Origin of the sequence: Myxococcus sp. CA005 (assembly GCF_006518205.1) — a bacterium.
Classification (GTDB): domain Bacteria; phylum Myxococcota; class Myxococcia; order Myxococcales; family Myxococcaceae; genus Myxococcus; species Myxococcus xanthus.
Genome location: NZ_SRLV01000002.1, coordinates 1 through 14289, shown reverse-complemented (window position 1 = coordinate 14289; position 14289 = coordinate 1). Strand labels below are relative to the sequence as shown.

Sequence of the window (14289 nt, the reverse complement as noted above, 5' to 3'; positions counted from 1 at the left end):
GTGCGGCCTGTCAGTCGCTCCCTGACTGGTAGAGCGCGCACGCCGTGCCGGACGGGTCTTCGATGAAGCAGAAGCGGCCCGTCTTGGCGGAGCCGCGAATCGTCCCGAGCACCCGGCCCCCCATCGCAGTGACGCGCTCCAGGCTCTGCTCCAGGTCCGCCACGGTGATGTACATCATCCACCCACTGGGGATGTCCGCGTTCTTGCCTCGCGCGTGGCAGATGCCTCCGGCGGGCGTCTCGCCGCCGCCCGGGGGCATCATGACGAAGTCCTCGTAGCCGCCCATGTCCAGGCCGGTGGCGGACCAGCCCGCCACGTCCTTGTAGAAGTCCCTCACCGCCACGGCGTCCTTCACCGTGAGGTCCATCCAACCCACGCTCCCCACCGCTGGCTTCTTCATGTCCGTGTTCCTGTCCTTCGAAATGCCCGTGGCGGGCTAGCCCAGCGACTTCAGGGACTCCGGCACCTGCCAGTCCGGCTTGAGGCGGGAGATGATCTTGGCCAGGTTCTCCTTGTCCTGGGCCTTCTCCAGCGCGGCCTCGGGCGTAATCACGTCATCCTTCACCAGCCGCTCCAGGTGCATGTCCAGTGTCTGCATGCCCTGGCCCTGGCCCGCCTGCATCTTCGAGGCAATCTGGAACACCTTGCCCTCGCGAATCATGGAGGCGATGGCGGGCCCACCCACCAGGATTTCCAGCGCGGCCACGCGGCCCTTGCCGTCCGCCGTCTTGATGAGTTGCTGGGCGACGATGCCCGCCAGGCTCTCCGCCAGCATGCCGCGCACCTGCTGCTGCTCGTCCGCGGGGAAGGCGTTGATGATGCGGTCGATGGTGGCCGGCGCGCTGTTGGTGTGCACCGTGGCGAACACCAGCACGCCGAAGCTCGCCAACTGGAGCGCCAGCTTCATCGTCTCGTTGGTGCGGAGCTCGCCAATGAGGATGACGTTGGGGTCCTCGCGGCCCGCTGAGCGGATGGCGGTGGCGAAGCTGGACGCATGCGGGCCCACTTCCCGGTGCGTCACCTGCGCCCGCATGGACTCGTGCACGAACTCCACCGGGTCTTCGATGGTGAGCACGTGCGCGGGCCGCGTCTTGTTGATGTGGTTGATCATCGCGGCCAGCGTGGTGGACTTGCCGCTGCCCGTGGGGCCGGTGACGAGCACCAGCCCGCTGCGGCGCTCCGACAGCTTGCGCACCACCTCCGGCGTCTTCAGGTCCTCCAGCGACAGCACCTTGCTGGGGATGGTGCGGAAGACGGCCGCCAGGCCCGTCATCTTGTTGAAGTAGTTGGCGCGGAAGCGGGCCTTCGTCCCGTAGCTGTAGGCGAAGTCCAGGTCCAGGTCCTCGACAATCTGCCGCTGCTGCTCCGGCGAGCAGATTTCGAAGAGCAGCGCCTGCATCTCCGCCGCGGTGAGGGGCTGCTCGCGCAGCGGCACCAGCTCGCCGCGGATGCGGCCCATGGGCGGGTAGCCGATGCCCAGGTGCAGGTCGCTGCCCTTCTGCTCCAGCAGCACATCGAACAGGACCGCCAGACGGGGCGTCGTCATTTCAGGAGCCCTTCCTTCCCATCAGCGAGCCCATCTTGCTGAGCAGCCTCGCGCTATCCTGCTGCGTCTCCGGCGCGGCCACGGTGGCGCCGGCCCGCCTGCCCGTCACCACCGCCTCCAACTCGTCTGGGTTGTCCGCGAAGCCCTTGGCGACCTCCAGCTTCACCTTCCCGGCGCGCACCAGGTCCGCAAGCGAGTCTTCGAAGCGGATGATGCCCAGGCTCTTGCCGCGCTGCTGGAGCGAGGGAATCTGGAACGTCTTGTTGTCGCGGATGAGGTTGCCCAGCGACACTGAGCCCGGCAGCACCTCCGCCGCGGCCACCAGCCCCTTGCCGTCCGCGCTTGGCATCAGGCGCTGGCTGACGATGAGCCGCAGGCCGCTGGACAGCGACAGGCGCACCTGCTGCTGGTCCCCCGGCGGGAAGAGGTCGATGAGCCGGTCGATGGTCTTCGCCGCGCTCGGCGTGTTCATGGTGCTGATGAGCAGGTGGCCCGTCTCGGCTGCGGACAGCGCCATGCGCACCGTCTCCGTGTCGCGCAGCTCGCCCACCACGATGACATCCGGGTCTTCACGCAGGCTGCCCTTGAGCGCGCTGGCGAACGTCTTGGTGTGCGAGCCCACCTCGCGCTGGCTGATGAGCGCGCGCTTGCGCGGGTGGACGAACTCCACCGGGTCCTCCACGGTGAGCACGTGGTGGGACGTCTCGCGGTTGATGAGGTCCACGAGCGCCGCCAGCGTGCTCGTCTTTCCGTGGCCGGATGGACCGGTGATGACGATGAGTCCCTGGTGGTGGTGCGTGGCCTTGGCGATGTCCGCGGGCAGGCCCAGCGACTCCAGCGTGGGCACTTCCCGCGCAATCAGCCGGAAGGTGCCCTTGAGGCCGGTGCGCTGGCGGCTGACGTTGACCCGGAAGCGCCCCATCTCCGGCGTCTCCAGGGAGAAGTCACAGCTGCCCTCGCGCTCCAGCACGGGCCGCAGCCGCTCCGGCACCACCGGCAGCAGCAGCTTCTCCACCGTCGTCGCGTCCAGTACCGGGCCCTGCGCCATCAGCTCGCCCGCGAAGCGGAAGAGGGGCGGGCGCTCCGCGATGATGTGCACGTCGCTGGCCAGGCCCCGGCGGCCTTCCTCCAGCAACACGGCCAGCTCGCGCCCCGCGCCCGTGAAGGTCCGGGCCGGCGCGGCCACCGGACGGGCCGCCGCGGGCTCGGGCGCACGGGCTACTTGGGCCACGGCGGGCTCGGGCGTGCGGTAGGGCTGCGACGCAGCGGGCTCGGGCGTGCGGTATGCCGGAGCAGGGGCGGGCTCGGGCGTGCGGTAGGACGGTGCCGCGGCGTGCACGGGCGCTGGGGCAGCGGGACGCGCGGGCTGCGCGGGCGCAGGCGCTGCGGGACGCGCGGTGGCGGCCTGGGCGGCGGCCCCCGCGTCGGCGGCCCGGCTGAGGCGCAGGTGGATGAGGTCCCCTCGCCGCATGGCGGCGATGGACAGCGAGCCCAGGCCGGTGGCGTTGACGGACCACTGGACCGGCGTCTCCGTGACGGTGGAGGCCCGGGCCACGCCCACCATGGCCTGCAGGGCGCGAGTGATGTCCTCGGCCGTGGCGTTGGTGGGGTCCACCGGCTCATAGCCATTGGCGCCGCGGATCATCGGCGGCCGGCCGGTGGCCAGGGTCAACTCGGTGACACCCGGACGCGACAGGTGCCGCAACAGTTCTGCGAGCGATTTCATGCGGGATGTCGGCTCAGCCGCGACGGCGCGCGGGCGCGGGGGAACCGCAGGATAGACGACATCGCGCGGAATCCGGCCACCCCTTGTCCCAGGATTGCCCGCCTGCTTCCGGACAGACGGAAATCATCCGCGCCTGACGGAGACTGTCACCTGGAATGCGGGGGAGGGAGCTCCGGGACCCACCAGGGGCCCGCTCGGAGCAGCAGGCGGGAGGAGGGCCCCCCGCCCGGCGGCATTACGTTCCGTGGGCTCTAGAGCTCGCGGGACATCAGGAGGCGAAGCTTCCCGGACTTCTTGGAGACCACCGTGGCCACCGTGGTGAAGCCTTCCTTCCGGTAGAAGCTCACCGCGGGCGAGTTGGACGGATCCACCCGCAGGGCGATGGTCTTCCGGTACATGTCCCGGGCCGCCTTCAGCGCCTGCTCCAGCAGGATGTTGCCCAGGCCCTTGCGGCGCAGCTCGGGCTTCACCACGATGTTGCGCAGGTATGCCGCGCCCGGAACCGGGCCGTCCCGCTCCACCGTGACATAGCCGACAAGCTGGCTTTGCAGCTTCGCCACATGGATGAAGGGCTTGAGCTGCGTCAGGGCCTTGAGGCTGTCCTCCTGCGTCTCACCCCGGCTCTTCCAGGGCTCAGAGCCGGCGCGCAGGTCCGCCACCGCCGTCATGTCTTCGTCGGTGGGCAGGCCGAACTTCACCGCCGCCATCAGGTCGTTGGGGAGGCCAGCCACATCCAGTATCGGTGCTGGGGCCACCTCCACGCCTGCGTCCACCTGCTTCATCGTCATCGCCTTGCTCCTCCGTCGAGTTGCGATCCTAACCGCTCCGGCGGCACCGGTGCACGCGGTGATTCCGCGCACATTGTCCCATGAAGTGAGGAGAGGCCCTCCTCTCCGCTGGTGAGGAGCCGGATTTCGTCGAACCGGTCATGCGTTCAGGCCATTCCAAGGATGAGCATCGCCTCCACGCCTGGCACCCTGCCGGCCTTCCGTGTCGGGCCGCTTCCCACTATAAAACCCGTAGTCGGGCGCGAAGGCGTCAAACTCCTCCGCTCGACCGTCAGCCAGAGCCCCACCTTGCAACTCAACCATGCCCAGCGAGAGCTGACGCTCAAGATCGTCTACTACGGGCCCGGCCTCAGCGGGAAGACGACCAATCTGCGTCATCTCCACGCGAAGGCGTCTCCGGAGGTGCGGGGGCGGTTGCTGACCGTGGAGACCCACGACGACCGCACGCTCTTCTTCGACCTGCTGCCCGTCTTCTTCTCCACGTCCTCCGGCTTCAAGGTGAAGGTGAAGCTCTTCACCGTGCCGGGCCAGGTCATCCACAACGCCACCCGGCGCATCGTCCTGCAGGGCGCGGACGCGGTGGTCTTCATCGCGGACAGCCGCCGCAGCGCCACGGCGGACAACAACGCCTATTGGCGCAACCTCCAGGAGAACATGAAGGAGAACAACCTGGACCCCAGCCAGGTCCCGGTGGTCATCCAGTTCAACAAGAAGGACCTGCCGGACGCGCGCACGGATGCCGAAATCGAGGAGTCGCGCCGGCGAGGCGGCGAGGCGGTGGTGGGCGCGGTGGCGCTGCGGGGCGAAGGCGTACTGGAGACCTTCCACGCGGTGGCGCAGGCAGCCTACCGGCGGCTCGACATGCGCGCCCACCTGGCGCGCAACCTGGGCCTGACGGAGGCGGAGTTCCTGGGGCAGATTTTCCGGCGCATGGACCTCACGGGCACGGCGTTGGCCTCCATGTACGGGCGCGCGGCGGGTGAAGCGCGCAGCGGAGAAGGGCGATGAACGGCGCGTCGGGCAACGGGGCGTCGGACGGCGTGGGCGCATCGCGCCGTGAGTCCGTGCTCCAGCGGAGGCTGTCGCTGGCGGACATGCTGGACCTGCCCTCCTTCGTGGAGGTGGTGCGGAGCTTCAGTGAGTTGTACCGCGTGGGCATCAAGGTGATGGACACCGCGGGCGACAAGCTGGCCGACGTGAAGGTGGGCCACGGCGACTTCTGCTCGTACGTGTTCGGCTTCCCGGAGGGCCGCTCGCGCTGCACCGCCACGGTGGCCCGCGTGAAGGACGGACCGGTGGCCCTGGTGCAGGGCGCCCGGCCCGCGCGCGGTGATGGCGCGGAGGCGGCGGGCATCATCGCGCTGCCGTGCTTCACCGGCCTGCGCTACCTGGTGATGCCGGTGTGCTGGGAGGGCGACACGTTGGGCCGCGTCATCCTGGGCCCCTTCACGCCGGAGGAGCTGGCGGACTTCCCGCCGTCGCTGACGGACATCTCCGGGGTGGACCTGTCGCGCGCGCATGAACTGGTGGCCCGCGTGCGGCGCGTGCCCGAGCGCACCGCCGCGCAGGTGCTGGTGCACTTCGGGCAGGTGCTCGCCGCCCTGGTGGCCAGCGGGCAGCGCGCCTTCCTGGCGACGCAGCTCCACATCGAGGCGATGCTGGAGACGCACCGGGATTTGGAGGCGAACAACGCCCGGTTGGCGCAGGCCAACATCCGCCTGAAGGAGCTGGACCGGCTGAAGTCCACCTTCCTGGGCACGGTGAGCCACGAACTGCGCACGCCGCTGGCTTCCATCATCGGCTACTCGGAGATGCTGGCTGAGGGCCTGGCCGGCGCGCTCAACCCGGAGCAACTGCTCTACGTGCGCACCATCGTGGAGAAGGGCGAGTCGCTGCTCAACCTCATCTCCTCCATCCTGGACCTGAGCCAGATTGAGGCCGGACGGCTGCGCCTGGTGATGGGCCCGGTGGACCTGGGCAGCGTCATCCAGACGGCGGTGTCCAGCGTGGCGCCCCAGGCGCAGCGCAAGGGCGTGGAGCTGGAGGTGCGCCTGCCGCCGTTGCCTCAGCCGCGCCTGGCCGCGGACGCGGACAAGCTGCGCCAGGTGGTGGTGAACCTGCTCGCCAACGCGGTGAAATTCACCTCGTCCGGGGGCCGGGTGTCGGTGGTGATGTCGGAGGCCACCGCGCAGCATGAGCTGGCCGCGCCGGGCTACCGTGTGTGTGTGGAAGACACCGGCATGGGCATCCGCGAGGACCAGTTCGAGAACATCTTCCAGAGCTTCTATCAGGTGGACGGCAGCTCCACGCGCGAGCACGGCGGCGCGGGGCTGGGACTGGCCATCGTGAAGAGCCTGGTGGAAGGCCACGGCGGCCGCGTGTCCGTGGAGAGCGAGTTCGGCCGGGGCTCTCGCTTCACCGTGGTGCTGCCGCTCCAGCCGCCGCTGTCGGAGCACGGCGGCTTCTCCGCGCTGGCGCCCACGCCGTCGCCCAGCGGACACGACCGCTTCTGACGCGACCTGACGCACCGGGGACTGAACTGAGTTCCCCGGCCGGAAGGGCTCCCGCGTATCCTCGCGCGCATGCTCTCCGGACGCCCCCCCGCCTCCTCCTACGTACTCATCGACGCCGAGAACATCGACTGGGCTGTGTCCAACGTGGTGGGGCGCAAGCCCGAGTCCCAGGACCGCGTCCAGTTCGACCGGCTCGTGTCCTTCTGTGAGACGAACTTCCCGGCGCCCGTGCGCTGCGTGGTGGTGCTCAACGCCCGCGGAGAGCAGCTGCCGGACGTCATGATTGGCTTCGTGCGCGCGCTCAAGTCCGCCGGCTGCGACGTGGCCCTGCTCTACGGCCGCCCCGACCAGAAGGTGGTGGACCTGGGCATCCTGAAGCTGCTGGAGAACATCCGCACCCAGCGCCCCGGCGCGGCGGTGGTGCTCGCCAGCCATGACGGCGCGGACTTCGCGGACGCGCTCAAGCCCATGCTGGAGGAGAAACGCCAGGTGGCCGTGCTCGGCCTGCGTGAATACGTCAGCCAGCGCTTCCGGGAGCTCGTCCCCTCCGGGCTCAAGATTCTGGACTTGGAGTTGAACGCCAAGGTGTTCAACCGGCCCCTGCCGCGCATGCTCCCTGTCAACGTGGACGAGTTCGACCCGGGGCTGTTCTTGTAGCAAAGGCAGTCACATGACCCGCCTGGGCTGTGGTGATTCCTGTCACAGCCCGGTGTATTCTGAGAGTGCGGTAAAACATGGCATGACGCTTGAACTGGCTTCTCCCGAGCTCAGGGATTCCCCCTGGGTCATCAGGAGCCTTCATGCGTTCGTCTCGTCGCGTTGGAACCGCCCTCTGGGCCGCCGTCTTCTCGCTCGCTCTTCCGCTCAGCCAGGCCCACGCCGCTGAGAACTGTGTGGAGTTCCAGGGGCTCCAGCACTGTGGCCTTGGCGCCGTCAAGGTGAGTGATTTGAGGAAGGGCGTTCGCATCGACAGCCAGGAGAAGGAGCCGTCCGGTAAGGGCGGCGTCGCCATCCACACGCCGCCCGCGGCGGCCTGGACGGCGGAGACCCAGTCGGAAGGCGCGCAGCGCAACTTCTTCACCGCCTACGCCGAGGATGTGCCGGTCAGCACGTCCACCGTCGACTCGTCGCGGGAGTCCACCTCGTACTCCGCGACGTTCACCGGCTCCGGTGACGCGACCACCTACTCCGTGCTCGCGTACTACAATGGCCGGCTCCAGGCCGCCGTGGGTGGTATCCAAAGCGGTGACACGGGCGCCGTGGGCATCATGCTCCCCACCCCGGGCTGGACGCCGAACTGCCGCCCGCGCACCCAGACGTATGCCCAGTGTGAGTCGGCCTGCTACGCGAACGGCTACTCCAACTGCAACTACTGCAACACGCTGTGCTCCCTCACCGTGGGCTTCGCGAGCGCTCAGCTCAGCAGCGCCTGCCTGTGGCAGTACAACGTCGCGGAGCCGGGGGTCCGGCTGCCGAACGGCCAGATTGTTCGGGCTGACCAGATCGTGTTGCAGGAGGAGACCTCGGGCCCGTCCAACTACCCGTACCTCAACTTCAACCGCATCGACGTGCAGACCACCGCGCGCTCGACGGTCATCACCGGCGAGTCCCTCATCCCCGCCGGCAAGTAGTCATCGCGTCGTTTCGGCCTGGAGCGGGCTCAGGGGGGGAAGCCCGCTCCGGGCCGTTGTCTTTCCCGTTTCAAATCCTCTCTCCGAAGAGCGTCCCATGAAGGCATCGTGGTGGTTGACGGCCCTGCTGCTCACGGCGGGAGCTCCCAGGCAGGAGAGCGGCGCACCCGCGCCGGGCGCGGCCGTCTCGGAGGTGCCCGGGCGCCCGGACGACGAGGCTCTGGCGGGGGGCGGCACCACGGTGTTTGACGTCTCGCACAATGCCTATGGCCGCGCGCTGGGAAACCTGGCGCCCACGCGCTGGTACCAGATGCGCGAAGGCAAGGTGTTGTTCATGCGGGACTGGGCCGCGCATGAAGAAGGGCTGGCGGGCCCGCTGACGAACGCCGCCGGGTGTGGTTCGTGTCACTTCAAGGATGGCCGGGGCCGCCCGCTGCCCGAGATGGGGCCGGAGGCGCCGCTGCTCGTCCGGTTGAGCGTGCCCGCGAAGGACGCGCCCGCGGGGCATCACGAACCCGTCTACGGCGTGCAGCTCAATGACCGTGGGACCGCGGATGTCCCGGCCGAGGGCACGGTCCAGGTCACCTATACGGACGTGAAGGGGACGTACGCGGACGGGACGCCGTACACGCTGCGTCAGCCGCGCTACCGCATCAATCAACTGGGCTATGGGAAGCTGGCTCCCGAAGTGATGCTCTCGCCGCGCATCCCCTCCCAGCTCTTCGGCCTGGGGCTGCTGGCGGCCATCCCGGATGAAGCCATCCACGCCCTGGCGGACGCGGATGACCGTGATGGGGACGGCGTCTCCGGCCGTCCGAACCGCGTGGTCAGCGTCCACTCCGGCAAGGTGGAGCTGGGCCGCTTCGGGTGGAAGGCCAATCAGCCCACGCTGGAGCAACAGGTCGCCAGCGCCTTCTCCGAGGACCTGGGACTGACGTCACCGCTCTATCCGGAGAGCAACTGCACGGCGAAGCAGGAAGGCTGCATGACGCGAGTGGCCGCCAAGGGCCCCGCGTTGTCGCGCCACGTCCTGGAGCGGACGACGCTGTACCTGCGGCTCATCGGCGTGCCCGCGCGGCGCGACGTGTTGGAGCCCACCGTGATGAAGGGACAGACCCTCTTCCAGAAGACGGGCTGCGCGGCGTGCCACCAGCGGGAGTTCATCACGGGCACGGTCGAGGATGTCCCGGAGCTGTCCAACCAACGCATCCGTCCGTACACGGACCTGCTGCTTCACGACATGGGGCCGGAGCTGGCGGACGGCCGCCCTGACGGAGAAGCGACCGGCACCGAGTGGAGGACGCCGCCCTTGTGGGGACTGGGGTTGCTGGAGACGGTGAACCGTCAGGTGCGGATGCTCCACGACGGGCGCGCGCGCAGCTTCGAGGAGGCCATCCTGTGGCACGGGGGCGAAGGCGCTCGTGCCCGCGAGCGCTTCAAGGCCTTGAGCAAGGCGGAGCGTGAGGCATTGGTGGCCTTCCTGCGCTCGCTCTGAACGCGAGCGCAGGGGCGCCGCCGTCAACTGTTGGCCATGGCGGTGCGGAGGCTGTCCAGGATGTAGTACCGGAGCTCCTCGCTCGTCATCTCAGGCGTCTCCTTCAACTTCTTTTCGGCGAACTTCTTCCATTCGTGCAGCTCGTTGGGCGTCGGCTCGCTCGACGGCTGCGAGGGCCCGGCCTGGTTGAGGTAGATGAGCCAGCCGTAGGCCGCCCGGATGTGGTCTTCGATGCGATTGCTGGCGGGAGCGTCCGTCCCCATCTTCTCGTCGCGCATCGCGTCCTGGATGGCGAACTTGAGCTCCTCCGGGGAGATGTCCTTGTTCTCCTTCTTCTTCTCGTTGGCGAAGGCGCGCCAGCGCTGCATCTCCTCGGGCGTGGCGTCGCGCTCCTGCCCCTCGTAGCAGAAGGACACCCACTTGACGGCGTCCTGGATGAACTGGTCGATGTTGGTGCTGCCCGTGCCGTCCATGCCCGTCGCCTTCACGCGGATGGCGTCCTGGATGGCGAACTTGAGCGCCTCCGGCGTGATGTCCGGGTTCGCCTTCTGGTGCTTCCGGGCGAAGTCGCGCCAGTGCGCCAGTTCCCCGGCGGTGGGCTTGCGCTCCTGGCCCTCGTAGCACTGGGTGACCCACTTGACGCCGTCCTCGATGAACCTGTCGATGTTCAGCGGCGTCGCCTCACCGGTCCCCGTCATCTTCGCGCGAATGGCGTCGGTGATGGCGTACTTGAGGTGCTCCGGCGAGATTTCCGGGTCCTTCTTCAACTGCTCCTGGGCGAAGGCGCGCCACTCCTTCAGCTCCGCGGGCGTGGCCTCGCGCTCCTTGTCCTCGTAGCACTGGGTGACCCACTTGACGGCGTCCTGGATGAACTTGTCGATGTTCTCCGGCGTCACCGCGTCCGTTCCCGTCACCTTCGCCCGGACGGCGTCGATGATGGCGTACTTGAGCTCCTCCGGGGTCGTCTTTGGATTCTTGCTCATCAGGTCGGCGGCGAAGGCGCGCCAGTGCTGCATGTCCGCCTCCGTGGGAGGGGGCGCCTTTTCGTCGTAGCACTGGTTGACCCACGCGATGGCCTCGGAGATGAACCTGTCAGTGTTCGCCGGCGAATGGGCGTCCAGTCCGTCCCGCTCCAATCGCAGCTTGTCTTGGATGGCGAAGCGGACCTCCTCGGCGGTGATTTCGGGGTTCTTGTTGCGGAGCTCCCGTGCGAAGTCCATCCACTTGGAGCGCTCGGGCCCGCTCGGCCAGCGCTCGCCTTGGAAGACCTCTCGGAAAGCCTTGTCAATGCAGGCCGCCAGGCGCTCATCCCTGAGCGGGCCCAGGGCGGAGGGGAGAATCTCCTTGCCGAAGGGGGGCTGCGGGGTGCCCGAAGTCCCCGGGGCCTGCGTGGCGAAGGTGCTCGCGGGGGCTGCTTTCGTCACGCTCTGCGTTGGAAGCACGGAGCCGAGCAGGTCCACCCACTGCTGGGTGCTGACGTCCTTTTGGCCCGTGGGGCTCGTCTGGGTTTTGGACGTGGAAACGAAAGGCAGCCGCTCGCCAATCTTCGACATGAAATTCCCCCAGGAGATGGAAGTCCCAATCTTTATGTTGTCTTGGATTGGTGGGAAAAAGTTGCGTCTGCCCAAGGTACCAAAAAGTGTCGTTGCCCTGACACGCCGTCTGGTCTTACGTGTGCGTCCATGTCTGGTGAGTTCGATTTCATCCGCCGGTTCCTCGCGCACTTCCCGGCCGCGCGTGTGCCCGTGGGGCCCGGCGACGACTGCGCGGTGCTGCCCCCCTCACGTGGGGCGCAGTGCGTCACCACGGACGCGGTGGTGGAGGACGTGCACTTCACGCGCGCCGCGTTCTCCCCCGCGGACATCGGCCACAAGGCGCTGGCGGTGAACCTGTCGGACCTGGCGTCCATGGGGGCCACGCCGCGCTGGTTCGTCTGCGCGCTCGCGCTGCCGAAGGACTATCCCTTGCGGGAGCTCACGGGCCTGGCGCGAGGCATGGCCGCGCTGGCCACCGCGCACCGCATTGCGCTGGTGGGTGGCAACTTCACCTCCGCGCGCGAGCTGTCCGTCACCATCACCGCAGCGGGCGAGCTGTCACGCGCGCCCCTTACCCGCGCGGGGGCCCGGCCCGGGGACCTCCTCTATGTCTCCGGCACGCTGGGTGATGCGCGCCTGGGCCTGGAGCACCTTCGTGCGGGGCTGCGCCGGGGTGCCGCCGTGCGCCGTCAGCGCCGCCCCGAGCCTCGCGTGGCGCTGGGCCTGCTCGCCTCGCGCCATGCATCTGCCGCGTTGGATGTTTCCGACGGACTTGCACAAGACCTGGGTCATCTCTGCACCGCCTCGGGTGTCCGCGCGGAGCTGGAGGTGGAGCGGCTGCCACTGTCGGCGGCGGTGCGCAAGGCCCTGGGGCCCGAAGGCGCGCTGGCGGGGGGCGAGGACTATGAGTTGCTGCTGGCCGTTCCTCCGGGACGCAGCCGGGCATTCGAGCGCGCGTGCGCTACAGGCGGGCACGCCATCACCCGCATCGGCCACTTCACAGAGGGGCGCGGGTGGGTGGGCCGGGACAGGACAGGCCGCGTTCTCCCACCGCCAGAGGGGTTCGACCACTTCCGACCTCGGGCGATGGATTGACCCTGCGGAGCAGCAAGGCTAAACCCGAGACGCTTCTCATCCCCCGAAAGCAACCCGTGCGCCGTCCCCTCCGCGACGACACAGTCCCCGGACACACTCCCCGCCGCGAGCCCCTGCAGCGACTGCTGCGCGCCGTGGACGGACCTCGCGCGACCCGCGAGGTCTCCCTTCACCGGAAGATTCTCAACGGCTACGTCTTGATGGGGCTGGCGCTGACGGGTTGGATGTACGCGTCGGACGGCCTCATCAACTTCGTCTTCCCTGCCCTCAGCGCGGGAGGGAAGGACGCCGTGCGCATCGGCGTCGCCATCATCATCACCGGGGCCGCCGCCGCGCTGCTGCCTTCGTGGCTCGCGCGCGTCACCCGCGTGAAGGTGCTCAGCCGCTCCGCATACGAAATCTCGCAGGGCGACCTGTCCAAGCCGGTGGCCGCCGAGGGCGGCAGCAAGCGCGACGAGATTGACGAGCTGACGGGCGCCATCACCCGCATGCAGGAGAACCTGCGCGAGCTGGTGGGCAAGATTCAAGAGACGGCCAAGAGCGTGGCCGACACGGCCATCGACCTCCAGCGCTCCGCGGAGAACGTCAACGGCTCCACCGAGGAGGTGGGCTCGTCGATGGAGAAGATTGCTGGCGGCGCCGAGTCCCAGTCGCAGTTGGTGTCGAAGGCGTCCAAGGTCATCACCGAGATGGCCGGCAGCATCCAGCGCACCACGGCCAGCGCCGAGGACGCGGCGCGGACGACGGCGGAGACGAGCAGCGCGGCCGAGGACGGCTCCAAGGCGGCGCGGTTGGCCGGCGACAAGGTGAAGAAGGTCTTCAACCGCATCGAGTCCGCCAGCCAGCAGGTGTTCGCCTTCGGCGAGAAGACGCAGGAAATCTCGAAGATCGTCGACGCGATTACGCAGGTGGCGCAGCAGACGAACCTGCTGGCGCTCAACGCGACCATCGAGGCGGCGCGCGCGGGTGAGTACGGCCGCGGCTTCGCGGTGGTGGCCGATGAAGTGCGCAAGTTGGCCGAGAGCGCGGGCCGCTCCGCCGAGCAGATCTCCAAGCTGGCGCGCGACATCTCCGGACAGTCCACCTCCGTCGTGAGCGCCATGAAGGAAGGCATCGCGGAGCTGGCCGAGGGCCGTGAGGACCTGACCAACATCGTGCGCTCCATGGGCGCCATCACCGACACCATCCGCAAGGGCTCCGAGAAGGTGCACCTCATCTCCGAGAGCGCCCGCGAGCAGCTCAAGGGCAGCGAGGAGATGGTGACGGCCATCGAGGAAATCAAGCTGGTGGCGCGCAACAACGCCTCCTCCACGGAGGCCATCCAGGCCGTCATCCAGGAGCAGACCGCCGCCGTGTCCCGCATGACGTCGCTGGCCAGTGAGCTGACCAACCTCTCCGTCGAGCTGCAGAGCGTCGTGCGCAGCTTCCGCCTGGGCCCATGAGCCAGACGCCCTCGGACAACGTCGACGCGAAGCTGAAGGCCGCGGAGGACCACCTGCGCGAGGTGATGCTCGCGCTCCCCGAGGTCACCGAGGAGTTCCCCTGGGGCCACCGCACGGCCAAGGTGAAGGGGAAGATGTTCGCCATCCTCGTGCTGGACAACGACGGGCTGGGGGTCACCACCAAGCTCCCGGAGTCCAACGAGGCCGCGCTCACGCTGCCCTTCACCGCGCCCACCGGCTACGGCCTGGGCAAGAGCGGCTGGGTGTCCTCCCACTTCAAGCCGGGCAGCGAGGTCCCCATCGGGCTGCTGGCCCAGTGGATTCACGAGAGCTTCCGCGCCGTGGCACCGCAGAAGGTGCTCAAGGCGCTGATGGCTCCGGGCGCGGCGCAGGCTCCGAAGGCGAAGCCGGCGGCACGGAAGGCGAAGTCGGCAGCACGGAAGGCGAAGCCGGCGGCGAAGCCCGCGGCCCCTGCAAGGACGTCGGCGGCGGCGAAGCCGGGGGCCGGTGCTGGGAAG

At 68.7% G+C, this 14289-nt stretch carries 13 protein-coding genes; 8 read left to right on the top strand and 5 right to left on the bottom strand.

What is annotated here, in order from left to right; all coding sequences use genetic code 11:
- Positions 1–10 precede the first annotated feature (10 nt).
- The 4 genes from FMQ63_RS00965 to FMQ63_RS00950 form a co-directional block, all read right to left on the bottom strand.
- Positions 11–400, bottom strand: coding sequence for a VOC family protein (locus tag FMQ63_RS00965; RefSeq protein WP_011556632.1), 390 nt, complete (start codon positions 398–400; stop codon positions 11–13).
- A gap of 36 nt (positions 401–436) precedes the next feature.
- Positions 437–1546 carry a type IV pilus twitching motility protein PilT gene (locus FMQ63_RS00960; protein ID WP_011556631.1) on the bottom strand — a complete coding sequence of 370 codons (1110 nt, stop codon included), beginning with the start codon at positions 1544–1546 and terminating at the stop codon, positions 437–439.
- A 1-nt stretch (position 1547) separates the two neighbouring features.
- Entirely contained in the window at positions 1548–3272 is a 1725-nt protein-coding gene (locus FMQ63_RS00955; protein ID WP_011556630.1) for a type IV pilus twitching motility protein PilT, read from the bottom strand.
- Positions 3273–3523: 251 nt separating this feature from the next.
- The gene (locus FMQ63_RS00950; protein ID WP_011556629.1) at positions 3524–4060 is read right to left on the bottom strand and encodes an N-acetyltransferase; all 537 of its coding nucleotides are present in this window, start codon (positions 4058–4060) and stop codon (positions 3524–3526) included.
- 288 nt (positions 4061–4348) lie between these two features.
- Here FMQ63_RS00950 and FMQ63_RS00945 point away from each other — a divergent pair, with 288 nt between their 5' ends.
- The 5 genes from FMQ63_RS00945 to FMQ63_RS00925 all read left to right on the top strand — a co-directional run bounded on the left by FMQ63_RS00945 (position 4349) and on the right by FMQ63_RS00925 (position 9699).
- Positions 4349–5068 carry an ATP/GTP-binding protein gene (locus FMQ63_RS00945; RefSeq protein WP_026113868.1) on the top strand — a complete coding sequence of 240 codons (720 nt, stop codon included), beginning with the start codon at positions 4349–4351 and terminating at the stop codon, positions 5066–5068.
- A complete protein-coding gene (locus tag FMQ63_RS00940) occupies positions 5065–6573 on the top strand; it encodes an ATP-binding protein (protein ID WP_011556627.1) in 1509 nt (502 codons plus the stop codon). Before FMQ63_RS00945 ends, FMQ63_RS00940 begins: the two co-directional genes overlap by 4 nt.
- Before the next feature lie 69 nt (positions 6574–6642).
- Positions 6643–7230, top strand: a complete 588-nt coding sequence (locus tag FMQ63_RS00935) for an NYN domain-containing protein (protein ID WP_011556626.1) — start codon at positions 6643–6645, stop codon at positions 7228–7230.
- Positions 7231–7373: 143 nt separating this feature from the next.
- A complete protein-coding gene (locus FMQ63_RS00930) occupies positions 7374–8204 on the top strand; it encodes a hypothetical protein (RefSeq protein ID WP_225909581.1) in 831 nt (276 codons plus the stop codon).
- 97 nt (positions 8205–8301) lie between these two features.
- A complete protein-coding gene (locus tag FMQ63_RS00925) occupies positions 8302–9699 on the top strand; it encodes a di-heme oxidoredictase family protein (RefSeq protein WP_011556624.1) in 1398 nt (465 codons plus the stop codon).
- Positions 9700–9722: 23 nt separating this feature from the next.
- Here FMQ63_RS00925 and FMQ63_RS00920 read toward each other — a convergent pair whose 3' ends face one another.
- Positions 9723–11252 (bottom strand): hypothetical protein, encoded by a 1530-nt coding sequence (locus FMQ63_RS00920; RefSeq protein WP_011556623.1) that lies wholly within the window; start codon positions 11250–11252, stop codon positions 9723–9725.
- A 129-nt stretch (positions 11253–11381) separates the two neighbouring features.
- Between FMQ63_RS00920 and thiL the strand changes: the two genes are divergently transcribed.
- The 3 genes from thiL to FMQ63_RS00905 form a co-directional block, all read left to right on the top strand.
- Positions 11382–12329, top strand: a complete 948-nt coding sequence (gene thiL, locus FMQ63_RS00915; RefSeq protein ID WP_011556622.1) for a thiamine-phosphate kinase — start codon at positions 11382–11384, stop codon at positions 12327–12329.
- Between the two features lie 56 nt (positions 12330–12385).
- Positions 12386–13771, top strand: coding sequence for a methyl-accepting chemotaxis protein (locus tag FMQ63_RS00910; protein WP_020478209.1), 1386 nt, complete (start codon positions 12386–12388; stop codon positions 13769–13771).
- The coding region (locus FMQ63_RS00905) for an MmcQ/YjbR family DNA-binding protein (RefSeq protein ID WP_141276532.1) at positions 13768–14289 on the top strand (522 nt) is incomplete at its 3' end. The genes FMQ63_RS00910 and FMQ63_RS00905, both read left to right, overlap by 4 nt.